Raw genomic sequence first — 22,897 nt, forward strand, 5'->3', positions numbered from 1 at the left:
GGCGGCCGAGGTGGCGGCCCGGCTGCGGGTCGCGGCGCCGGTGCTGCTGCCCGGCCGCTCGGGCCAGGACTGGCAGCTGGTGGTGGCCCGGCTCAGCCGGGGCGACGCGGCACCGGAAGCGGACCCGGGCCCGGCGGCCCGCGCCGTGCTGGAGGAGCTGTTGAGCGACCCGACGGCGCCCGAAACCGAGGTGGCGGTCGCGCACGCCGAAGGGGAGGCGGTGGCGCTGGTCCCGGTCTGCCCGCTGGCCGACGAGGGAACGCCCGGCGGGCCGCTGCGGGCCGAGGCGTTGGAGAACGCCGTCCGCCACCCGCTGACGGCCGGCCTCGCCCCGGACGGGCGGCTGACCGTCGGCATCAGCGCGTCCGTGCCGGACGCCGAGGGGCTGCGGGGCGCGCTCGCCGAGGCCCGGCACGCCCGCCGGCTGGCCGCCGCCCGCCCGGACGCGGTGGCGGTCGCCGGCCACGACCAGCTCGCCTCGCACATGGTGCTGCTCCCCTTCGTTCCGGAGGACGTGCGGCAGGCGTTCAGTGACCGGCTGCTCGCCCCGCTGCGCGACTACGACCGGCGGAACCGTTCCCAACTGCTGCCCACGCTGGAGGCGTTCCTCGCCGAGGACGGCTCCTGGACCCGCTGTGCGGCGCGGCTCCACCTCCATGTGAACACCCTGCGCTACCGGATCGGCCGGATCGAACAGCTCACCGGGCGGGACCTGGGCCGGCTGGAGGACGCCGTCGACTTCCTGTTGGCGCTGCGCCTGGGGTGACGGGCGTCCGGGCAGCGGGCCCGCCGGGTCGGGGCGTCCGCCCAGCGAACGGTACGCGCCACGCGCGGCGGCCGGGGAATGGCCGATTCTCCACGCAACCACACCGCCCCCCCACCACCGTCTTCCTCCCAACGGACCGGCGAATACGGGAACTTGTGAACTGTTTCACGCTCCCCTCTTGGCCGGGCGGCGTCCCTCATGCTGAGATGCACTCACATCACGAGGGGCTAACGGCTAACAGCACAACGACGCGCTGGGAGGGCGATGTGACGGATACCGCCGTGCCACATCCGGTTCTGGAGACGGCGAGCGGAACGGCGCTCGACAGTGCGGTATGGCGGCTGCGGTCACGAGGCTGTTGGGATGACGCGGCGGCGCTGCTGGTCCCGGACGCGAAGGACCAGCCACGCGCGGCCCTGCTGCGGGCCCGGCTGCTGGTGGAGCGGTGCATGTTCACCGGGCAGGGCTGGGAGCGCGCCGAGGAGGCGCTGCGCGCGGTGGAGTCGATGCCCCTGAACGACGAGGAGCGCGGGGCTGCCGCCTGCGAGCGCGGGTATCTCGCCTACGCGGCGACGCTGTTGCGGGTGCGGGACCGGGCCGACGAGGCGCGGGCCGCGCTGGGCCGGGCGGCGGCGCTGCTGGCCCCCGACTCCCCCGGCCGGCCGCTGCTCGACTTCCGTCGCGGGCTGATGGCGGAGCATGTGAGCGGCAACCCGCAGGCGGCGGAGACCGGTTACCGCAGGGCGCACAACGAGGCGCTCAACCGGGGTGACGCGCTGCTGAGTTCCTATACCTGGCGGCATCTGGCCGCGCTGGCCCTGGAGAACGGCGACCTCGCCGAGGCGCGCCACGGCTTCGCCGAATCCCTGCGGCTGCGCGAGGAGTTGGGCTTCCTGGTGGGCATCGCCCCGGCCCTGGTGGCCCTGGCGGAGGTGCAGCCCCCGGACGAGGCCAACCGACTGCGCGTCGAGGCCGCCCGGCTCCACCGGCTGCTGGGGAACGTTCCGCACTGGCTGTCCCCGCACCTGCCGCCCGAGCTGCCGCCGGACCTCGCCCCCGAGCCGCTGGCCCCCTCGGACTGACGGGCCGTTCGCGCAACGGCACGGCCCCGCCCCGGCTCTCGTTCCTCTCGTTCCGGGGCGGGGCCGTTCCCTCGTCTGGCGGGGTCAGACGGTGCCGACGGACAGGGCCGTCACATGGGCGCGGGCCAGCCGCTCGGCGGAGGAGCGGTCGCCCTCGGCCAGGGCGTCCAGCAGCGCGCCGTGCTGGCGGGCGTCGGCGACCAGCTCCACCGGGCCCGGCACCCTGCCCGGCATCCGGTGACACTGGGACTTGCGGTGCAACTCCTGGGCCACGGCCACCAGTTGACGGTTTCCGGTCAGCCGGAGCAGCTCGCGGTGGAAGCGCCGGTCGGCCTCGGCGTAGCCGACCAGGTCGCCCACCGCGGCGATCCTGACCGTGGCGTCCGCCAGCGGGCGCAGCTCCTCCCGGCTCCCGGGCGGCAGCGCGCCCACCAGCCGGAGGATCGCCGGCACCTCCAGGGCGGCCCGCACCTCGGCCAGCTCCACCATGTCCCGCGCGCTGTGCCCGGCGACCCGGAACCCACGGTTGGGCACCGTCTCGACGAGCCCCTCGCTGGCCAGCCGCTGCATCGCCTCCCGCACCGGGGTGGCCGAGACGCCGTAGCGCTCGGCCAGCACCGGGGCCGAGTAGGTCTCGCCGGAGCGCAGCTCACCGGTGGCGAGGGCGTCCCTGAGGGCGGCCAACACCTGGGCGCGCACCGAGCGACGCGCCGGCAGCGCGCGCCGGCGAAGCGTCGGCACCTGCCGTGACCTCGGCGGCGGCCGATCGACCACGACCGAGGCCCCCGAAATGGCCGATTCCAAGCGGGTGGGTTCCATCTGTCCACTCCATCCCTCTCGCCCCCGTCACCCCCGAATCACGTGGGTTCCAGCACCCTAGGCGTAGTTTCCACGGCAGCAAACCCCACCCCCCGGTCGGGTAAGGTAAGGCTTACCTGCACCAGTAAGGGATCGATGGCCCGATGACCGTGCCCGCCGTCACCGCGACGACGCCGCTCACGCCCGCCTATGCCCGGGTGGCCGAGCTGATGCCCAGCCTCCGGGTCACCGAGGGCGAGCCGCGCTCCGACGCCGGCTGGACCCGGGGCGACGCGCTCGCCGATGGCGGCCCCGCGCTGGACGCCTTCCTCGCCGACGAGGAACGGGCCGGGCTCGCGACCTACGGCGAGAAGCCCAGGCCGGACGTGGTGGCGACGTTCGCGCTACACCGCTACGCCTGGCCGGCCGCCGCGCTCTTCACCGTTCCCTACTTCCTGCTCCGCCGGGTGCCGCACCTGGCCCCCGAGGACGTCTCGCTGCGCCGCGACCCGACCCAGCTCACCGTTCGGGTCACCGCGTTCGCCTGCCTGCCGAACGATCCGCTCGCCCACCACCCGGGCGCGCTGGTGGTGCCCGACGAGGAGGCGCTGCGCGCCGAGACGCGGCGGGCGGCGGCCGACCACCTCGGGCCGCTGCTCGACGCCTTCGGGCCCAGGATGCGCCGCCGCTCGCGCGCGCTGTGGGGCGCCGCCACGGACGAACTCGTCGAGTCGCTGTGGTATTTCGGCCATCTGCTGGGCGAGGAGGAGCGCGCGGTGCGGGAGTTGGCCCTGCTGCTGCCCGGCGCGACCCCGCCGTTCGCCGCCGGCGCCGGCTTCCGCGAGCTGCTCGCCCCGGACGAGACCGCGCTGCGCACCAGGGACCGCGCCAGCTGTTGCATGTACTACACGCTGCGCCCGGCCGACACCTGCGCGACCTGCCCCCGCCTCTGCGACGCGGACCGGCTCCGCCGGCTGACCGGCGGCTGAAGCCTCGGGCCGGGCGCCTGATAACAGATCATTCATCATCGGGCGGCAAGTTCCGCCGAATTACCACTCGTTGGTGGCATTACGCCCGAATAGGAGCTGACGGGAACTCAGGTACCATCACGCTTCTTCCAGGGCGGCCCTCGGGGCCACCCGCTGTGAACTGCTGAGATCGGGCGACGCCCCCGGGTGAGCCCGCACACCCGGGCGAGGGGCACACATCGCGGTGAAGGTGACGGACATGGAGTTCAGTTGGGTGTTGGCCGGTGCCGTGGCACTGGCGGGCTTCCTGGTGGCGACGGCGCTGCTCACGCGGGGGCGCAAACCCGACGGCGAGGACCGCGAGTCGGAGTCCTCCTGGGAACGCCTCGAAGCACGCCGCCGCCGCAAGGAGCGCGTCTACGCCTCCGCCTCCTACACGCTGCTGTTCTGCTGCGCCGGGGTCGCCGCCGCGCTCTCCTTCCAGGGCCTCGTCGGCTTCGGCCGGGAGAACCTCCAACTCTCCGGCGGCTGGGAGTACCTGGTGCCGTTCGGCCTCGACGGCGCCGCGATGTTCTGCGCGGTGATCGCCGTCAGGGAGGCCAGCCACGGGGACTCCTCGATGGGTTCGCGGATGCTGGTGTGGCTCTTCGCCGGCGCCGCCGCCTGGTTCAACTGGGTGCACGCGCCCCGGGGCAGCGGCCACGCCGGCGCGCCCCACTTCTTCGCCGGCATGTCGCTGTCGGCGGCCGTCCTCTTCGACCGGGCGCTGAAGCAGACCCGCCGCGCCGCGCTGCGCGAACAGGGCCTTGTGCCCCGGCCGATGCCGCAGATCCGCTTCGTCCGCTGGCTGCGGGCGCCACGGGAGACGTTCGCCGCCTGGTCGCTGATGCTGCTGGAGGGCGTGCGGACGCTGGACGAGGCGGTGGACGAGGTCCGCGACGAGCGGCGGAAGAAGGAGGACGCCAAGCGCGACCGGCGGGAACAACGGCAGCTGGAACGCGCGCGGTTGCGGGCGATCGGCGGCTCGCGGCTGCGCGGCAGGCGGCGCATCCCGGCGCCGGAGCCGGCCGCGCTGGAGGCCGCCGCGCAGCCGAGGGCGCTGGCCAGCGGCGAGCCGGAGTCCGGCTCCCTGGCCACGGCGGCGCCCCGCCTGGACACGCTGGAGGAGAAACTGGCCCGCATCGAGCGGCAGTTCCCCTGACGGGGTGGCCTTGCCGGGGTGGCCTTGCCGGCCCGGCTTGGCGGATGAGGGTGCGGGCCTGCGGCCCGCAGCCCTCGCGGGGCGCTCCGCGCGCGGCGCCCGGGAGGTTGACGGGCCTGACGGCCCGTCTCCGTCCGGCGGAGCCACCGCCCGGCCGGGCTCGGTCGGCCAGAACGATGTCGGGAGAGCAGGCGGCGACGAACCGTCGATGATCGCCGTGAGCACCGTCGCGGCCCCGGCGCCCGGTTCGCCGGCCTCCAGGGAACGGACCAACGAGCCCGCACGGCAACCCACCTGGCCGGCCGCCTCGACGCTCGCCGACGGCAGAGCCGCGAGGCATGGGGAACGGGGCACCGGGCGCGTCGAACGGCGAGGCCGCTGCGGCAGCGGAACCGTCCGGCCACCCACCCCGGTGACGACCACTCACGCGCGCCGACGCCGAAGCTCCCGCGTTCCGATGCGTCCGTCATGCGGGCCCCAACCGGAGGGCGGCGCTGCGGCGTTGAGGCGGTCCACCAGGAACGGACCCGGCGAAGCCAGCAACCGGACGAGGCCGCTGGCCTCGGGGAACCCGGGTCAGAGGCCCGAGAGGGCGCACGCTCCCCGCCGCCCACCGAGCCCCTGAGCGGCCCGGGCACGTCGCCACCGCCGCGCGTCACCCAGCGGAACGCCGACCCACACCGCGGAGCGCGAGGCCACCAGGCCCGGGACCAGAGATCCCAGCCGTTGCGCGGGAAGGGGCCCGAGCCGACAGACCCGAGACAAGGGCCCCAGCCGACAGAGCCGGAAACCAGAGACCCGGCCCGCAACCCCGGAAAAGGGGTGCGCCCCCTGGCCCGGAACAGGACCCGAGCCATCACGCCCCGTTGAGACCGGGAAGGAGAGCCCGAGCCGTCATGCTCAGGAAGGAGCCCGGGCCGACAGGCCCGGGAAGGGTGCGGGCCCCCAGGGCCCGCACCCCCGCGTGAGCCCTCCGGTGCGGGCCCCCAGGGCCCGCACCCCCGTCAAGCCAGTGCAACGCCCTCGTGAGTGAGGAGCAGCCGCTTGCGGTCCAGGCCGCCCGCGTAGCCGGTGAGGGAGCCGTTCGCCCCGAGCACCCGGTGGCAGGGGCGGATCACGGTCAGCGGGTTGGCGCCGACCGCGCCGCCCACCGCCCGTGCCGCGCTCCTCGGCAGGTCGAGCCGCGCGGCCAGCGCGCCGTAGGTGGTGGTCGCGCCGAACGGGATCTCGTCGAGCGCGGCCCAGACCCGTTGCCGGAACGGGGTGCCCACGGGCTCCAGGGTGAGGGCGAACTCCTTGAGGTCGCCGGCGAAGTACGCGTCGAACTGCTCGGCCACCTCGCTCAGGGCCGCGTCGTCGCGGACCCAGTCCGGCTGGACGCTCGCCCCGCCGCGCTGGCCCGGCACGGTGACCGAGGCCAGGACGCCGGGGCGCGGGCCGGCGAGCAGCAGGTCGCCGAGCGGGCTGGGGTGAACGGTGTAGCGCATGGGGCTTTCCTTCGTTCGTCTCTCGAATGTCGTATGAGGGGGCGGGAGGGTCAGGCGGCCGTCGCGCGCCAGAGGTGGTGAAGGGCGTAGGAGCGCCAGGGCCGCCAGTCCTCGGCGTCGCCGGCGGCGGCGCCGATGAGCGCGAGTCCGTGGCGGACGCCCGCGTCACCGGTGAGCATCACGTCCGGGTCGCCCAGCGCCCGCATCCGGACGTAGCCGGCCGTCCAGGGACCGATGCCGCGCAGCGCCAGCAGCGCGGCGCTCGCCTCCTCGCGGTCGGCGCCCGGGTCGAGGACGACGCGTCCTTCGGCCAGCGCCGCGCCCACCGTGCGGAGGGTCTCCCGGCGCGAGGCGGGCATCCCCAGTTCCGTCAGCGGGGCCTCGGCGAGCGTGGCCGGCTCCGGGAAGAGGTGGGTGAGGCCGCCGTCGGGCCGGCCCAGCGGCTTGCCGAGCGCCTCGACGAGCCGGCCGCCGAGGGTGCGGGCGGCGCCCACGGTGATCTGTTGGCCGAGCACGGCGCGGATCGCCAGTTCCTCGGGGCTGACCGCGCCGGGGGAACGCAGCCCCGGCTCGGCCGCGACCAGCGGCGCCAACAGCGGGTGCGCGCCGAGGCGTTCGTCCACCGCGTAGGGGTCGGCGTCCAGGTCGAAGAGGCGGCGGACGCGTTCCACGGCGCAGGTCAGGTCGCGCAGGTCGGTCAGTTGGAGCCGGCAGGGCAGCCAGCGTCCGCCGTCGGCGCCGGCGGACTCGTCGACCTCGGCGATCCCGGTGCCGTGCGGCAGCGCCAGCGTGCGCCGGTAGGTGCGCGCGCCGGGCGGGCCGACGACCTCCTCGACGCCGGGGATGGCCCGCCGGGCGAGGAAGTCGAGGATCGCGCCGGCCGCGTAGGCGCCCCGGTAGGCGAGCCGCAGCGGGACGCCGGAGCCGTCGGTCGCCGCGTCGCGGCCGGCGGCCGGGCCCGTGGCGCGCAGCCGGCTCGGCGTGCGGTCGTAGACGGCGCGGATCGTGTCGTTGAACTGGCGCACGCTGGCGAATCCGGCGGCGAACGCGACCTCGGTGATCGGCAGCCGCGTCGTCTGGAGCAACACGCGTGCGGTGTGCGCCCGTTGGGCCCTGGCGAGGGCGATCGGGCCGGCGCCCAGCTCGGTGACGAGCTGGCGTCGCACCTGGCGGGCGCTGTAGCCGAGGCGGTTGGCGAGGCCGGCGACGCCCTCGCGGTCGACGACGCCGTCGCCGATCAGCCGCATCGCGCGGCCCACGGCGTCGGCCCTGGCGTTCCACTCGGCCGAGCCGGGCACGGCGTCGGGGCGGCAGCGGCGGCAGGCCCGGAAGCCGGCGCTCTGGGCGGCGGCGGCCGAGGGGAGGAAGCGGACGTTGGCGCGCTTGGGGGTGGTCGCCGGGCAGCTGGGGCGGCAGTAGATGCCGGTGGTCACGACGGCGGTGAAGAACACCCCGTCGAACCGTTCGTCGCGGCCGCGCACCGCCTGGTACCTGCTGTCGTCGTCCATCACTCCTCCAGTGTGCGGGGCGGGCGCCCCGCACACTGGCGGGATTCGGACATGCAGATGGGGGGCGGGAGGAGTCAGTCGCGGGCGAGCCGGGCGGGGAAGCCGCCGGTGGCGACGGGGCCCCAACGGGTCGGCGTGACGCGGATCAGGGACTTGCCCTGGCGGACCATGGCCTGGCGGTACTCGGCCCAGTCGGGGTGCTCGCCGGCGATGTTGCGGTAGTACTCGACGAGCGGCTCCACCGCCTCCGGCACGTCCAGCACCTCGGCGGTGCCGTCGACCTGGACCCAGGGTCCGTCCCACTCGTCCGAGAGCACCAGCACGCTGACCTCGGGGTCCCGCTTGGCGTTGCGGGCCTTGGCACGCTCGGGGTACGTCGACATCACGATGCGGCCGGAGTCGTCGACACCGCAGGTCAGAGGCGAGCCCTGGGGGGAGCCGTCGGTCCGCCGGGTCAGCAGGATGGCACGGTGCCTGGCCCGCACGAAGTCGAGCAGGCCATCGAGATCAACGCGCGTGTTCGTCGCGATCGAAGGACTCATAAGGGCAGACCATACGCCCACTCCCGACGCCACCGTACGGTGGCGTCGGGAGTGCGTGGGGCGTGCCTCGGACGCGCCGGCTCAGGCGGCCAGCGCGGCGGGCGTCTCGGCCGGCGAGAGCGCCAGTTCCAGCACCTGGGAGACGTCGGAGACCGGGTGGATGTCCAGGGTCCGGCGCACCTCCTCGGGCAGGTCGTCCAGGTCGGGCTCGTTGCGCCGGGGGATGACGACGGTCGTCAGCCCGGCGCGGTGGGCGGCGAGCAGCTTCTGCTTGATGCCGCCGACCGGCAGCACCCGGCCGGTGAGGGAGACCTCGCCGGTCATGGCGACCTCGGGCCGCACCGTTCGGCCGCTGAGCAGGGAGGCCAACGCGGTCGTCATGGTGACGCCGGCGCTCGGCCCGTCCTTGGGGACGGCGCCGGCCGGGACGTGCAGGTGGATGCCGCGCTCCCGCAGGTCGCCGACGGGCAGCTCCAACTCGGCGCCGCGCGAACGGAGGTAGGAGAGGGCGATCTGCCCGGACTCCTTCATCACGTCGCCCAGCTGGCCGGTCAGCGTCAGGCCCGAGCCGCCGGTCTCCGGGTCGGCGAGGGACGCCTCGACGTAGAGCACGTCGCCGCCGGTGCCGGTGACCGCGAGCCCGGTGGCCACGCCCGGCACCGAGGTACGGCGGGCGCCCGGCTCCTGGGCCGACTCGGGAACGTGGTGCGGCCGGCCGATCAGCCCGCGCAGCCCCGCGTCGGTGACGGTGTCCGGGAGCGTCGTCTCGCCCAGTTCGGCCCGCGCGGCGACCTTGCGGAGCACCCGCGCGATCGTCCGCTCCAGGCCGCGCACCCCGGCCTCCCTGGTGTACTCGGCGGCCAGCCGGCGGAGCGCGGCGTCCTCGACGCGCACCTCGTCGGCGGCCAGGCCGGCCCGCTCCAGCTGGCGCGGCAGCAGGTGGTCGCGGGCGATGGTGACCTTCTCGTCCTCCGTGTAGCCGTCGAGCCGCACCAGCTCCATCCGGTCGAGCAGCGGCTGTGGGATGGCCTCAAGGGCGTTGGCGGTGGCCAGGAACACCACGTCGGAGAGGTCGAGTTCGACCTCGAGGTAGTGGTCGCGGAACGTGTGGTTCTGCGCCGGGTCCAGCACCTCCAGCAGGGCGGCGGCCGGGTCGCCCCTGAAGTCGGCGCCGACCTTGTCGATCTCGTCGAGGAGCACGACCGGGTTCATGGAGCCGGCCTCGCGGACGGCCCGCACGATCCGGCCGGGCAGCGCGCCGACGTAGGTGCGGCGGTGGCCCCTGATCTCCGCCTCGTCGCGGACGCCGCCGAGCGCGACGCGGACGAACTTCCGCCCCATGGCCCGCGCGACGCTCTCGCCGAGCGAGGTCTTGCCGGTGCCGGGCGGCCCGACGAGGGCCAGCACCGCGCCGCCGCGCCGGCCGCCGACGACGCCCAGGCCCCGGTCGGCGCGCCGCTTGCGGACGGCGAGGTACTCGGTGATCCGCTCCTTGACGTCGGCCAGCCCGGCGTGGTCGGCGTCCAACACCGCGCGGGCGCCCGGGATGTCGTAGGCGTCCTCGGTGCGGACCTTCCAGGGCAGTTCGAGGACGGTGTCCAGCCAGGTGCGCAGCCAGCCGGCCTCGGGGCTGTTCTCGGAGGCGCGCTCCAGCTTCTCGACCTCCTTGAGGGCGGCCTCGCGGACGTGCTCGGGCAGGTCGGCGGCCTCGACGCGGGCGCGCGGGTCCTCGCCGCCGTCGGCGTCGTCGCCGTTCAGCTCGGCCAGCTCCTTGCGGACGGCCTCCAGCTGGCGGCGCAGCAGGAACTCGCGCTGCTGCCGCTCCACGCCGTCCTGGACGTCCTTGGCGATCGACTCGGAGACCTCCTCCTCGGCGAGGTGGTCGGTCAGCCAGCGGGTGGCCAGGCGCAGCCGCTCCACCGGGTCGGTGGTGGCCAGCAGGGTGGCGCGCTGCTCGGCGGTGAGGAACGGGAAGTAGCCGGCGTTGTCCGCCAGTTGGCCGACCTCCTCGATGCCGGTGACCCGGTCCACGACCTGCCAGGCGCCGCGCTTGCGCAGCCAGCTGGTGGCGAGCGCCTTGTACTGGCCGACCAGCTCGGTGACCGCGCCGGGCAGCGGGTCGGGCAGCGGCTCCTCGACCGGGGCGACCTCGACCCACAGCGCCCGGCCCGGGCCCGTGGTGCCGGCGCCGACCCTGGCCCTGCGGAGCCCGCGCACCAGGGCGCCCGGGTCGCCGTCGGCGAGCCGGCCGACCTGCTCGATCCGGCCCACCACCCCGATGGCCGGGTAGCTTCCGTCCACGCGCGGCACCAGCAGCACGCGCGGCTTCTCACCCCGGGGCGCGGCGGACTGGGCCGCCTCCACGGCGGCGCGCACCTCGGAGTCGGAGAGTTCGAGTGGCACCACCATCCCCGGCAGCACGACCTCGCTCTCCAACGGCAGCACCGGGAGGGTGAGTACGTCGAACGACGATTCCATGACGTCTCCCTTGGCAGGCAAATTGAGCTATGCCGACTCAATGCCGGGAGAGCGGGGGTTGTTCCCCGGGATGCGGAACGTTCGCTGTCGGCGATCAACGGACCGGGCGCGGACCGGGCGCGGGCGCGGGCGCGGTCTCGACCTCGGGGAAGCCGGGTACCCGGAACGCCGGCGGCGGCCACCGTTGTTCCGCGACCGGACTCCGGCGGCGCCAGCGTGATCTTCGACCCGTGTGGCGCGGGCGGCGCCGCGCCCACTACAGCTCGCGCAGCGCGTTCCGCAGGAAGACCTCGGTCTCGGCCGGCGGCATGGCCTCAACGGCCAGCCGGTTCATCACATGCCGGTACTGCTCGACCTCGCCGGGCTTGTCCGGGTACGCCCCGCCGGTGAGCTGCTCCAGGTAGACGACGTCGGGCAGTTCGCCGCCCGGGGGGCGCAGCACGGTCACCGGGCCGGCGATGGCCGAGTGGGCGCCGGCCGAGAACGGCACCACCTGCACCGTGACGTGCGGCAGATGGGAGACCTCGATCAGATAGGCCAACTGCCGCCGCATCAGCTCGCGTCCGCCCATCGAGCGGCGCAGCGCGGTCTCGTCGATCACCGTCCACAGATAGGGCGGCTGGGCGCGGCGGAGGATCTGCTGCCTGGCCATCCGCAGCTGGACCTTCCGCTCCAGCCGCTCCTCCTCGTCCGGGTCCAGGCCGATCACGGCCCGGGCGTACTCCTCGGTCTGGAGCAGCCCGGGAACGAACTGGAGCTCGTACCCCCTGATGACCGTCGCCGTCTGCTCCAGGCCCAGATAGACGTGGAGCCAGCTGGGGACCACGTCGTGGTAGTACTGCCACCAGCCCTGGCTGTTGGACTCGCGGGCCAGGGCCAGCAGGGTCGCGCGTTCCCCCTCGTCCAGCACGCCGTAGAGGGTGAGCAGGTCGGCGACGTCGCGGGCCTTGAAGCCGGTGCGGCCCATCTCCAGGCGGCTGATCTTGGAGTGCGAGCCCCGGATCTCCCGGCCGGCGTCCGCCCCGGTGATGCCCCGGGCCTCGCGGAGCGCTCGGAGCCGGTTGCCGAGGATCATGCGGGGCACCGTTGGCCCCGTCTGACGAAAGTCCAGGGCCATCTGTGGCTGGCTCAGCTCGCTGAGGGCGCCATCGGAATCCAGCTCCAACTCCATGTGTCGCTCCCTGCCGTCGCCGCGAACGCCCCACTGTACTAGGGGAGTCGGGGATCGGTACTCCCTGATGAGCCGGGATGGAGCCGGGATGTGCGGGGACGGGCGGCGGCGCGGGGGTGACGGCCCCGGCGCCGCGCGCCTACCGTGGGCCCATGACGCCCAGCACCCATGCGGTCACCAACCAGGTTCCGCCGCTCGTCGACTACGACGTCTTCACCCAGGACGCCGCGCTCGCCGAGGGCTTCGCGCGCCAGGTGGCGCCCGACGTGGCCGAGGAGGCCACCGCCGAACTGCGCGATCTCGGCCGCTCGGCCGGCTCGGCCGAGGCCGCCGAACGGGGGCGGCTGGCCAACGAGAACCCTCCTGCCCTGCGCGTTTTCGACGCGGTCGGCCACCGGATCGACGAGGTGGAGTTCCACCCGGCCTGGCACCAGCTGCTGGAGCGGGCGATCGGGGCCGGGCTCACGGACGCCTGGTCGCGCCCTTCCGGCCAGTTGCGTAGAACGGCTGGATTTATGGTGTGGTCCCAGGTGGAGGCGGGGCATGGATGCCCCGTCTCCATGACCCATGCGGCGGTTCCCGCGCTGCGCGCCGCGCCCGAACTGGCCGCCGTCTGGGAGCCGTTGCTCACCTCGCGCGCCTATGAGCCGGGCCTGGCGAAGCCGGCCACCGGGAAGGCCGGCGCGCTGGCCGGCATGGGGATGACGGAGAAGCAGGGCGGCTCCGATGTGCGCGCCAACACCACCAGGGCCGAACCGGCCGGCGAGCCCGGCCTGTTCCGGCTGACCGGGCACAAGTGGTTCTGCTCGGCGCCGATGTCCGACGCGTTCCTGGTGCTGGCCCAGGCGCCCGCCGGGCTGAGCTGCTTCCTGCTGCCCCGGGTGCTGCCCGACGGGAAGCGCAACGCGTTCCGCCTCCAGCGGCTCAAGGACAAGCTGGGCAACCGTTCCAACGCCTCCTCGGAGGTGGAGTTCGACGGCGAGACCCTGGCCTGGCTGGTCGGCGAGGAGGGGCGGGGCGTGCGCACCATCATCGAGATGGTCGCCGCGACCCGGATCGACTGCGTCACCGGCTCGGCGGCGATCATGCGGCAGTCGGTGGCCAGGGCGATCCACCACGCGGCGCACCGCTCCGCGTTCGGCGGCCCGTTGATCGACAAGCCGCTGATGACCAACGTGCTGGCCGACCTCGCCCTGGAGTCCGAGGCGGCCACGGCGCTGGCGCTGCGGCTGGCCTCGGCCGCCGACGCGGCGGCGGCCGGCAGCGCGCGGGACCGCCATCTGCTGCGGCTGGCGGTCCCGGCCGCCAAGTACTGGGTGACCAAGCGCTGCACCCCGGTGGCGGCCGAGGCGCTGGAGTGCCTGGGCGGCAACGGCTATGTGGAGGAGTCGGGGCTGCCCAGGCTGCTGCGGGAGTCGCCGCTCAACTCCCTCTGGGAGGGCTCGGGGAACGTGCAGGCGCTGGACGCGCTGCGCGCGCTGACCCGGGAGCCGGGCGCGCTCAACGCCTACCTCGCCGAGGTGGGCGCGGCCACCGGGGCCGACCACCGGCTGGACGCCGCGCTCAAGGACCTGCTGGCCGAGCTGTCCGACCTGGAGGGCGTGGAGGCGAGGGCGCGCAGGATCGTGGAACGGCTCGCGCTGGTGCTCCAGGGCGCGCTGCTGGTGCGGCACGCGCCGCCGGAGGTGGCCGACGCGTTCTGCGCCTCCCGGCTGGGCGGCGACTGGGGCGGCAGCTTCGGCACGCTCCCGGGCGGCGACCTGTCCGCCGTGGTGGACCGGGCCAGGGCGGTGCCGGAGGACTGACCGACCGGTGGAGGTGTCCACGGAAGGAGGCGCCTGTCGGAGGAGGGATCTGCCGGAGGAGAGGTGAGTGCCGGAGTTGGGGTGCCGGAACGGACCGTACCACCCGTTTGAGGGTTGAGTCGTCACACACCGTGAACTGTTCGATGTTCGGGCAGGTTTGGAAGATCTCGATCGGGTAACGCGCCCTGATGACAACCTCACCGAGAGGCTCTCTGCGAAAGAGGACGTCATGACGGCACTGATCATCATCATCCTGAGCGTGGCGGTCCTCGCCGCCATCGCGCTGGCGCTGCTGCGGCCCACGTTGGCCCCGGGCGGCACCATGCTGCGGCGGCGCTTCGGCCCCGAGTACGAGCGGGCCGTGGCGCGGCACCAGGGGGACAGCAAGGCCGCCCACCGGGAGTTGGCCACCCGGCTGCGCCGACACCGCCGGTTCCGGGCGCGTCCGCTGCCGCCCGGCGCCCACGAGAGGTACCGGGCCAGGTGGGCCAGGGCGCAGGAGCAGTTCGTCGACTCCCCCGCCGGCGCCATCGCCGAGGCCGACCAGCTGCTCAACCAGTTGATCAGGGAACGGGGTTACCCCTCGGACGGCTATGGCGAACAGCTCGCCGCCGTCTCCGTGCACCACCCGCACCAGGTGGACGGGTATCGGCAGGCGCACCTTCTGGCCGGCCGGGAGGACCCGGGCCAGAACGCGGAGCGCACCGAGGACCTCCGCGCGGCGCTGCTGGCCGCCCGCGAGCTGTTCCAGGCTCTGCTGGACGAACGCCCCGAGGCCGCGCCCGCGACGGAGGCGCCCGGGGAGCAGACCACCACGAGCGCCGCGCCGCGCGGGGCCGAAGCCCCGACCAGGGCCGGCACGGGAGGCGAAGCCTGATGCGTCTGACGCTGAAGGGCCTTGACCGAAGCACGGGCAGAAGCACGGACCGAAGCACGGACGGCGAAGGCACCCACGGCGACGGGATGAGGGAGACGGAGGCGGCCGCCGACCCGCCCCGCTCCGAGGACGACGGCGCGCCGCGGGCGCGGATGCCCGAGCCGCCGAGCCGGCCGCCGGCGCCCCCCGTTCCCACTCAGGCGCCGACGCACGCACCGAAGGACGGCCCGGCGGACGGCCCAACGGGCGGACCCACGGACGCCCCTACGGCACGGACAGCCGCACCCGTGCCCGCGCGCCCCGCCGCCGACCCACCGGCCCCCGAGGCCGAACGGCCGGCCACCGCGCCGCTGTTCGGGGCCGAGGCCGCCGACGCGCTGCGCGCCGAGGTGAAGGGCGCGGTCTCCGGCTTCGTGGACGACCCGAAGCGTTCGGTCGCGCGGGCCGACGCCGCGCTGGAGGAGGCGGTGACCCGCCTCACCGACGAACTGGCGCGCCGCCGCCGGGCGTTGCGCGACGGCTGGCAGACCGGCGAGGGGGCCGATGGCCCGACGACCGAGGACCGGCGCACCGCGCTGCGGGACTACCGCGACCTGGTGGACCGCCTGTTGCGCTGCTGAGCCCGCGTGGGACGGCGACGCCGGACCACCCGCCGTCCCCGCGCGTCCCCCCACCGAACGGCCCCTGGGACCCCACACCTCGGGGCCGTTCGCATGTCCGCCCGCCGGACGCCGGCCGGACGCCGGCCGGACGCCGAAAGATGACCACGGTGTTGCGGCCGTGTGTCCTGCCGCCGATGTCCGTTTTCGCCGCTACGTTGCCCACGCTGCACAGAGCGTGAGAATCTCGGTCCGCTGCCCATATAGCAGGACAGTACTGTCCAAATACTGGATACTGGTGGACGGGCGCGTGACCGCGTGCAACGCTGCCGTCATGTCGCGAGCGGGAATTGCCTTGGTGAGTCGTCGCCATGTTGATCTCGGTCGGATGTCCAGCGCCATCTGTTAGGTGGCCACAGAGCACTGAGGCGCCCTGAGGGAGGGCGCCGCTCGACTCCGGCCCGCGCCCGTTCCGGGCCGCTCCTCTCCGTCCCGTTGCCTCGCTGACCTCCGACTCTGCCCTGCCCGCCGCGACGTTGCGCCGGTCTCCAGGACAGAGCCTCCCTGCTGCCCGCAGAAAGACCGTGATCATGCCGGACTCCGTCAAGAAGCCCGTCGGCACACCCCGCCGCAAGGCCGGCCGCCACCGCGGTGAGGGACAGTGGGCCTCGGGTCACTTCACTCCTCTCAACGCCAACGAGCAGACGAAGAAGGACGACGACGGTCTCAATGTGCGGACACGCATTGAGACGATCTACGCGCACCGGGGATTCGACTCGATCGACGGCGCCGACCTGCGCGGACGGATGCGCTGGTGGGGCCTGTACACCCAGCGGCGGCCCGGGATCGACGGCGGCAAGACCGCGATCCTGGAGCCCGAGGAGCTGGACGACGAGTACTTCATGCTCCGGGTCCGCATCGACGGCGGGCTGCTCACCACCGAGCAGCTGCGGGTGATCGGCGAGATATCCCAGGAGTTCGCGCGCGGCACCGCCGACATCACCGACCGGCAGAACATCCAGTACCACTGGATTCGCATCGAGGACATGCCGGAGATCTGGCGCCGCCTCGAAGGCGTCGGGCTCTCCACCACCGAAGCCTGCGGCGACACCCCCCGGGTGATCGTCGGCTCCCCCGTCGCCGGCATCGCCGCCGACGAGATCATCGACGGCACCCCGGCCATCGAGGCCATCCAGCGCCGGGTGATCGGCAACAAGGCGTACTCCAACCTGCCGCGCAAGTTCAAGACGGCCGTCTCCGGCTCTCCGCTGCTGGACGTGGCGCACGAGGTCAACGACATCGCCTTCGTCGGCGTCGTCCACCCCGAGCACGGCCCCGGCTTCGACGTCTGGGTCGGCGGCGGCCTGTCCACCAACCCGAGTCTGGGCGAACGCCTCGGCGCCTGGGTGCCGTTGGACGAGGTCGCCGACGTGCACGAGGGCGTCGTGGGCCTCTTCCGCGACTACGGCTACCGGCGGCTGCGCACCCGCGCCCGGATCAAGTTCCTGGTCAAGGACTGGGGCGTGGAGAGGTTCCGCCGGGTCCTGGAGGACGAGTACCTGCTGCGGAGGCTGGTCGACGGCCCGGCGCCCGAGCAGCCGCCCAACGAGTGGCGCGACCATGTGGGCGTCCACCCGCAGAAGGACGGCCGCTTCTACCTGGGCTTCGCCCCGCGCGTCGGCCGGGTGGACGGCACCACGCTCACCAAGATCGCCGACCTGGCCGAGGCCCACGGCTCCCGCCGGGTGCGCACCACCGTCCACCAGAAGATGCTGATCCTGGACGTGCCCCGGGAGCGGGTCGAGCAACTCGCCGAGGAGCTGGAGGCGTTGGGCCTGACCACCCGGCCCTCCCCGTTCCGGCGCGGCACCATGGCGTGCACCGGGATCGAGTTCTGCAAGCTGGCCATCGTCGAGACCAAGGCGCGAGGCCAGTGGCTGATCGAGGAGATGGAGCGCCGGCTCCCGGAGTTCGACCAGCCGCTCACCATCAACATCAACGGCTGCCCCAACTCCTGCGCCCGCATCCAGGTCGCGGACATCGGTCTCAAGGGGCAGCTGGTCACCGACGACGAGGGCCGGCAGGTCGAGGGCTTCCAGGTGCACCTGGGCGGCGGGCTCGGCCTGGACCCGGGCTTCGGCCGGAAGGTCAGGGGCCTGAAGGTCACCGCCGCCGGGCTGGCCGACTACGTCGAGCGGGTGTTGCGCGCCTACCTGGCGCGGCGCGAGCCCGACGAGCGGTTCGCCCAGTGGGTCGCCCGCGCCGACGAGGGGGACCTCAGGTGAGCGAGCGCGCCGCCCCGTTCTACTGCCCGTACTGCGGCGAGGAGGACCTGCGCCCCAGCGAGGCGGGCCACGGCGCCTGGGAATGCGCCGACTGCAACCGGGCGTTCCGCCTGTCGTTCCTGGGCCTGTTGGCCAGCGGTATCGCGCGCGCCGCCGCCCCCGTCCCCCGCGAGGGCGACGGCGGCGGCGCCGACGGCAGCTGAAGGAGACCTGAGATGGAGACGACCACCACCGGGCACGAGACGGCGCGCGCCGAGGAGTTGCGCGCGCTGGCGGAACGCGCCGGGCGCGAGTTGGAGGAGGCGGACGCGCTGACCATCCTGCGCTGGGCGGCCGAGACCTTCGGCGACCGGTTCTGCGTGACCTCCTCCATGGAGGACGCGGTGGTGGCCCATCTCGCCTCCCGCGCCCGGCCCGGCGTGGACGTGGTCTTCCTGGACACCGGCTACCACTTCCCCGAGACCATCGGCACCCGCGACGCGGTGGCGGCCGTGATGGACGTCAACGTGCTGACGCTGACGCCCGTTCAGACCGTGGCCGAGCAGGACGCCGAGTGGGGTCCGAGGCTGCACGAGCGCGACCCGGACCGCTGCTGCGCGCTGCGCAAGGTCGCGGTGCTGGAGCGCGGACTGGCCGGCTACGAGGCGTGGGCCACCGGGCTGCGCCGCGACGAGTCGCCGACCCGGGCCAACACGCCGGTGGTCGGCTGGGACGAGCGGCGGGGCAAGGTCAAGATCGCGCCGATCGCCCGCTGGACCCAGGAGGACGTGGAGTCCTACGTCGCCGAACACGGGGTGCTGACCAACCCGTTGCTCCAGGACGGCTACGCCTCGATCGGCTGCGCGCCCTGCACCCGCAGGGTCGCCGAGGGCGAGGACGCCAGGGCCGGCCGCTGGTCGGGGCTCGGCAAGACCGAGTGCGGGCTGCACGGCTGATGACCACCGGGAAGACGACCACCGAGAAGGCCACCGAGAAGCCCGGCAACGGGCGGCGGGATGCGAGGAGTTCGGGGATGAGCGTGACCAACCAGGGCGCCACCGTCTGGCTCACCGGCCTGCCCAGCGCCGGCAAGACCACCATCGCGCGGGCGCTGGCCGGCCGGCTCGTCGAGGAGGGCCACCGCGTCGAGGTGCTCGACGGGGACGAGATCCGCGAGTTCCTCTCCGCCGGGCTCGGCTTCTCCCGCGAGGACCGGCACACCAACGTGCGGCGGATCGGCTTCGTCGCCGAACTCCTCGCCTCGCACGGGGTGAAGGCGCTGGTCCCGGTGATAGCCCCCTACGCGGACAGCAGGGACGCCGTCCGCAAGCACCACGAGGCCGCCGGCACCCGCTTCATCGAAGTGCACGTCGCCACCCCCGTCGACGTCTGCTCGCAGCGGGACGTCAAGGGGCTGTACGCCAAGCAGGCCAGCGGCCAGCTGGCCGGACTGACCGGGGTCGACGACCCCTACGAGGTGCCCGAGTCCCCGGACCTCCGGATCGAGGCGCACCAGCAGACGGTGTCGGACTCCGCCGCCGCGCTCCACGCGCTGCTGACCGGGCGGGGGTTGGCATGAGCCAGGGCACCGGGGAGACGCGGACGACAGCGGTCGGGGACCTCACCCGGCCCGGCGAACGAAAGGAATCCCCCATGACGGCGGCACTCTCGATCACCGACGAGACCGGCGGCCCCTTCGCCCTGTCCCACCTGGACGTGCTGGAGTCCGAGGCGGTCCACATCTTCCGCGAGGTGGCCGGGGAGTTCGAGCGCCCGGTGATCCTCTTCTCCGGCGGCAAGGACTCCATCGTCATGCTGCACCTGGCGCTCAAGGCGTTCGCGCCGGCGCCGCCGCCGTTCTCCCTGCTGCACGTGGACACCGGCCACAACTTCCCCGAGGTCATCGCCTACCGCGACCGGGTGGTGGCGCAGCACGGGCTGCGGCTGACGGTGGCGCTGGTGCAGGACTTCATCGACAGCGGCGAGCTGCGCGAGCGCCCCGACGGGACCCGCAACCCGCTCCAGACCGTTCCGCTGCTGCGCGCCATCGAGACCAACCGCTTCGACGCGGTCTTCGGCGGCGGCCGGCGGGACGAGGAGAAGGCCAGGGCCAAGGAGCGGGTGTTCTCGCTGCGCGACGAGTTCGGCGGCTGGGACCCGCGCCGCCAGCGGCCCGAGCTGTGGCAGCTGTACAACGGGCGGCACGCGCCGGGCGAGCATGTGCGGGTCTTCCCGCTCTCCAACTGGACCGAGCTGGACGTCTGGCAGTACATCGCCCGGGAGAAGATCGAGATCCCGGAGATCTACTACGCGCACCGGCGCGAGGTGTTCCTGCGTGACGGGATGTGGCTGGCGGCCGGCGAGTGGGGCGGGCCGAAGGAACACGAGACGGTGGACGTCCGCCAGGTGCGCTACCGCACGGTGGGCGACATGTCCTGCACCGGGGCCGTGGAGTCCGACGCGGAGACCATCGAGCAGATCATCGCCGAGATCGCCGCCTCCCGGCTGACGGAACGGGGCGCCACCCGGGCCGACGACAAGCTGTCCGAGGCCGCCATGGAGGACCGCAAGCGCGAGGGGTACTTCTGATGAGCACGGCCGAGACCGCCGACACGGCGGCGATATCCGCCACCTCGCTGCTGCGCTTCGCCACCGCCGGCTCCGTCGACGACGGCAAGTCCACGCTGGTGGGGCGGCTGTTGCACGACTCCAAGTCGGTGCTCAGCGACCAGCTGGCCGCCGTCGAGCTGGCCTCCCGCAACCGGGGGCAGAGCGCGCCCGACCTGGCGCTGCTCACCGACGGGCTGCGCGCCGAGCGGGAGCAGGGCATCACCATCGACGTGGCCTACCGCTACTTCGCCACCCCGCGCCGCCGGTTCATCCTCGCCGACACCCCGGGCCATGTGCAGTACACCCGCAACATGGTGACCGGCGCCTCGACCGCCGAGCTGGCCATCATCCTGGTGGACGCCCGCAACGGCGTGGTGGAGCAGACCCGCAGGCACGCGGCGGTGGCGGCGCTGCTGCGGGTGCCTCAGGTGGTGCTCGCCGTCAACAAGATGGACCTGGTGGGCTACGCGGAGCCGGTCTTCGCCGAGATCGCCGCCGAGTTCACCCGCTACGCCGCCTCGTTGGGCATCGCTGAGGTCACCCCGATCCCCATCTCGGCGCTGGCCGGGGACAACGTGGTGGCGCCCTCGGCGACCATGGACTGGTACGGCGGCCCGACCGTGCTGGAGCACCTGGAGACGGTGCCGGTGGCGCACGACCCGTCGGCCGAGCCGGCGCGCTTCCCCGTGCAGTACGTGATCCGGCCGCAGTCCGCCGAGCACCCCGACTTCCGTGGCTACGCGGGGCAGATCGCGTCGGGCGTGCTGCGCGTCGGCGACCGCGTCACCGTCCAACCCTCAGGCCGCACCAGCGAGATCACCCACATCGACGCGCTCGGCCAGTCCGTGGACGTGGCGTGGGCGCCGCAGTCGGTGACCGTCACGCTCGCCGACGACCTGGACATCTCGCGGGGCGACCTGATCGCGCCGACCGAGTCCGTCGCGCCGGCCAGCCAGGACCTGACGGCCACCGTCTGCCATCTGCACGACCGTCCCCTGACGCCGGGCGCCCGGGTGCTGCTGAAGCACACCACCCGCACGGTCAAGGCGATCGTGAAGGAGATCCCGTCCCGGCTGACCCTGGACGACCTCTCGCAACACCCCGAGCCGGGCCGGCTGGAGGCCAACGACATCGGCCGGGTGGTGGTCCGCACCGCCGAGCCGCTGGCGTTGGACGACTACGCGGTCTCCCGCACCACCGGCTCGTTCCTGCTCATCGACCCGGCGGACGGCGCGACGCTGACGGCCGGCATGGCCGGCGAGGCGTTCGCTGACGCCGCGCGGCGGCCCGGCGCTTCGGCCGAGGCCGACTCCGACGACGGGTGGGACTTCTGATCATGCTCAGGGACGTCTTCTCGACCTTCGCCAAGGAGGGCGGACGGGTCGGCAGTGGCGCGCTCGGCAGCGGCCACGGCGGGATCGCGCGATGTGCCGGCTGAGCTGACGCGCCCCGCGTCACGCCGGCCGACCGCCGTTCCGGTGCCCTTCGGGCGCCGTTCCCGTACCCGATCCCGTTTCACGACGACGTCCGTCACATGGGCCCAACGCCGCCCATGTCCCTGAGAGGAACCCGACCCATGACCGCCAACCGCCCCTCCCGCCACGGAAGATCGCGCCGACCGCTCGTCGGGCTGGCCCTGCTGCCGCTGCTGCTGGCCCCGCTCGCCGCCTGCGGCTACGGCTCGGACGCCGAGGACGAGGAGCCGGCGTCGAACAACACCGCGAGCGGTCCCGCGCTCTCCGCCGACGAGGTGCGCATCGGGTACTTCGCGAACATCACCCACGCCACCGGCGTGATCGGCCTGGAGAACGACGGCGCCATCCGCGAGGAGCTGGGCGGCACCGAGATCAGGACCCAGGTCTTCAACGCGGGCCCCTCCGCGATCGAGGCGCTCAACGCGGGTGACCTGGACATCACGTTCATCGGCCCCAACCCGGCGATCAACGGCTTCGCCGGCTCCGGCGGCCAGAGCCTGCGGATCGTCGCGGGCGCGGCCTCGGGCGGCGCCTCGCTGGTGGTCAACCCGGAGACGGTGACCAGCCTGGACGACCTGGAGGGCAAGCGGATCGCGACCCCGCAGCTGGGCAACACCCAGGACGTGGCGCTGCTCAGCTACCTCAACGACCAGGGCCTCGAGGTGGACCCGGAGTCCGGCCGGGGCGACGTCTCGGTGCTGCGGATCGCCAACTCCGAGATCCCGGCCGCCTTCGACGGCGGCGACATCGACGGCGCCTGGGTGCCCGAGCCGACGGCCGCCAACCTGGTCAGCCGGGGCGCCGAGACCCTGCTCGACGAGGGCGAGCTGTGGGAGAACGGCCAGTACGTGGTCACCCATGTGATCGCCTCCCAGGACTTCCTGGCCGAGCACCCCGACGTCGTCGAGGCCGTGGTGCGCGGCGTGGTGCGGACCAACGCCTGGATCAACGACAACCCCGACGAGGCCAAGACGGTCTTCAACGAGGCCCTGGGCAACCTGCCGGGCGGCAACGAGCTGCCCGCCGAGGTGCTCGACCCGGCCTTCGAGAACGTCGAGTTCCTCAACGACCCGCTGGCCGAGACGCTGCTGGTGGGGGCCGAGAACGCCACCGAGGTCGGACTGTTGGACGAGACGGACCTGACCGGGATCTACGACCTGTCCATCCTCAACGCGGTGCTGGCCGAGGAGGGCCTGCCGGAGGTCGAGGACGCCGGCCTGGGCGTCGGCTGACCGCCGTCCCACACCCGCGCACCCGCCCCGATTC

General features: G+C 73.8%; 21 protein-coding genes. 15 read left to right on the forward strand and 6 right to left on the reverse strand.

From position 1 onward, the window contains the following. On the forward strand, nt 1-766 hold a 766-nt coding region (locus EBN88_RS10415; RefSeq protein WP_199742311.1), incomplete at its 5' end, for a PucR family transcriptional regulator. A 206-nt stretch (nt 767-972) separates the two neighbouring features. Further along, nucleotides 973-1,848 (forward strand): hypothetical protein, encoded by an 876-nt coding sequence (locus EBN88_RS10420; protein ID WP_407703394.1) that lies wholly within the window; start codon nt 973-975, stop codon nt 1,846-1,848. 84 nt (nt 1,849-1,932) lie between these two features. On the opposite strand, the gene EBN88_RS10425 is transcribed toward EBN88_RS10420, so the two are convergent. After that, nucleotides 1,933-2,589, reverse strand: a complete 657-nt coding sequence (locus tag EBN88_RS10425; protein ID WP_233580582.1) for a GntR family transcriptional regulator — start codon at nt 2,587-2,589, stop codon at nt 1,933-1,935. 221 nt (nt 2,590-2,810) lie between these two features. Here EBN88_RS10425 and EBN88_RS10430 point away from each other — a divergent pair, with 221 nt between their 5' ends. Together EBN88_RS10430 and EBN88_RS10435 are read left to right on the forward strand one after the other, a co-directional pair. Next, a complete protein-coding gene (locus tag EBN88_RS10430; protein WP_122183535.1) occupies nt 2,811-3,635 on the forward strand; it encodes a (2Fe-2S)-binding protein in 825 nt (274 codons plus the stop codon). Nucleotides 3,636-3,873: 238 nt separating this feature from the next. Then, on the forward strand, nt 3,874-4,815 hold the full coding sequence (locus EBN88_RS10435; RefSeq protein WP_407703395.1) for a DUF2637 domain-containing protein: 942 nt from the start codon (nt 3,874-3,876) through the stop codon (nt 4,813-4,815). 1,004 nt (nt 4,816-5,819) lie between these two features. Here EBN88_RS10435 and EBN88_RS10440 read toward each other — a convergent pair. The 5 genes from EBN88_RS10440 to EBN88_RS10460 all read right to left on the reverse strand — a co-directional run bounded on the left by EBN88_RS10440 (nt 5,820) and on the right by EBN88_RS10460 (nt 12,001). Further along, nucleotides 5,820-6,302 (reverse strand): methylated-DNA--[protein]-cysteine S-methyltransferase, encoded by a 483-nt coding sequence (locus EBN88_RS10440; RefSeq protein WP_122183537.1) that lies wholly within the window; start codon nt 6,300-6,302, stop codon nt 5,820-5,822. A gap of 50 nt (nt 6,303-6,352) precedes the next feature. Further along, nucleotides 6,353-7,810: an AlkA N-terminal domain-containing protein gene (locus tag EBN88_RS10445; RefSeq protein ID WP_122183538.1), complete on the reverse strand. Its 1,458-nt coding sequence runs from the start codon at nt 7,808-7,810 to the stop codon at nt 6,353-6,355. 74 nt (nt 7,811-7,884) lie between these two features. Then, complete coding sequence (locus EBN88_RS10450; RefSeq protein ID WP_122183539.1) at nt 7,885-8,352, reverse strand: PPOX class F420-dependent oxidoreductase; 468 nt, start codon at nt 8,350-8,352, stop codon at nt 7,885-7,887. 81 nt (nt 8,353-8,433) lie between these two features. Beyond that, a complete protein-coding gene (gene lon / locus EBN88_RS10455; protein ID WP_122183540.1) occupies nt 8,434-10,830 on the reverse strand; it encodes an endopeptidase La in 2,397 nt (798 codons plus the stop codon). A gap of 256 nt (nt 10,831-11,086) precedes the next feature. Then, entirely contained in the window at nt 11,087-12,001 is a 915-nt protein-coding gene (locus EBN88_RS10460; protein ID WP_233580583.1) for a helix-turn-helix domain-containing protein, read from the reverse strand. A 152-nt stretch (nt 12,002-12,153) separates the two neighbouring features. Between EBN88_RS10460 and EBN88_RS10465 the strand changes: the two genes are divergently transcribed. From EBN88_RS10465 to EBN88_RS10510, 11 genes are all read left to right on the forward strand, one after another. After that, nucleotides 12,154-13,806, forward strand: a complete 1,653-nt coding sequence (locus EBN88_RS10465) for an acyl-CoA dehydrogenase family protein (RefSeq protein ID WP_122183560.1) — start codon at nt 12,154-12,156, stop codon at nt 13,804-13,806. Nucleotides 13,807-14,035: 229 nt separating this feature from the next. Further along, a complete protein-coding gene (locus tag EBN88_RS10470; protein WP_122183541.1) occupies nt 14,036-14,683 on the forward strand; it encodes a hypothetical protein in 648 nt (215 codons plus the stop codon). A 287-nt stretch (nt 14,684-14,970) separates the two neighbouring features. Next, nucleotides 14,971-15,303: a hypothetical protein gene (locus tag EBN88_RS10475; RefSeq protein WP_122183542.1), complete on the forward strand. Its 333-nt coding sequence runs from the start codon at nt 14,971-14,973 to the stop codon at nt 15,301-15,303. A 313-nt stretch (nt 15,304-15,616) separates the two neighbouring features. Further along, entirely contained in the window at nt 15,617-15,691 is a 75-nt protein-coding gene (locus tag EBN88_RS32675; protein ID WP_405378893.1) for a putative leader peptide, read from the forward strand. Nucleotides 15,692-15,872: 181 nt separating this feature from the next. Next, nucleotides 15,873-17,567: a nitrite/sulfite reductase gene (locus EBN88_RS10480; RefSeq protein WP_122183561.1), complete on the forward strand. Its 1,695-nt coding sequence runs from the start codon at nt 15,873-15,875 to the stop codon at nt 17,565-17,567. Then, nucleotides 17,564-17,770 carry a hypothetical protein gene (locus EBN88_RS10485; protein WP_122183543.1) on the forward strand — a complete coding sequence of 69 codons (207 nt, stop codon included), beginning with the start codon at nt 17,564-17,566 and terminating at the stop codon, nt 17,768-17,770. Before EBN88_RS10480 ends, EBN88_RS10485 begins: the two co-directional genes overlap by 4 nt. Nucleotides 17,771-17,782: 12 nt before the next feature. Beyond that, nucleotides 17,783-18,502, forward strand: a complete 720-nt coding sequence (locus EBN88_RS10490) for a phosphoadenylyl-sulfate reductase (protein WP_122183544.1) — start codon at nt 17,783-17,785, stop codon at nt 18,500-18,502. Between the two features lie 77 nt (nt 18,503-18,579). After that, a complete protein-coding gene (gene cysC / locus EBN88_RS10495; protein WP_122183562.1) occupies nt 18,580-19,125 on the forward strand; it encodes an adenylyl-sulfate kinase in 546 nt (181 codons plus the stop codon). 74 nt (nt 19,126-19,199) lie between these two features. After that, nucleotides 19,200-20,135, forward strand: a complete 936-nt coding sequence (gene cysD / locus EBN88_RS10500; protein WP_122183545.1) for a sulfate adenylyltransferase subunit CysD — start codon at nt 19,200-19,202, stop codon at nt 20,133-20,135. Continuing rightward, complete coding sequence (locus EBN88_RS10505) at nt 20,135-21,490, forward strand: sulfate adenylyltransferase subunit 1 (RefSeq protein WP_122183546.1); 1,356 nt, start codon at nt 20,135-20,137, stop codon at nt 21,488-21,490. The genes cysD and EBN88_RS10505 overlap by 1 nt, the downstream gene beginning before the upstream one ends. Before the next feature lie 242 nt (nt 21,491-21,732). Then, on the forward strand, nt 21,733-22,863 hold the full coding sequence (locus tag EBN88_RS10510) for an ABC transporter substrate-binding protein (RefSeq protein ID WP_122183547.1): 1,131 nt from the start codon (nt 21,733-21,735) through the stop codon (nt 22,861-22,863). Nucleotides 22,864-22,897: the final 34 nt, after the last annotated feature.

This window comes from Streptomyces triticirhizae, from assembly GCF_003696235.1.
Lineage (GTDB): Bacteria > Actinomycetota > Actinomycetes > Streptomycetales > Streptomycetaceae > Streptomyces > Streptomyces triticirhizae.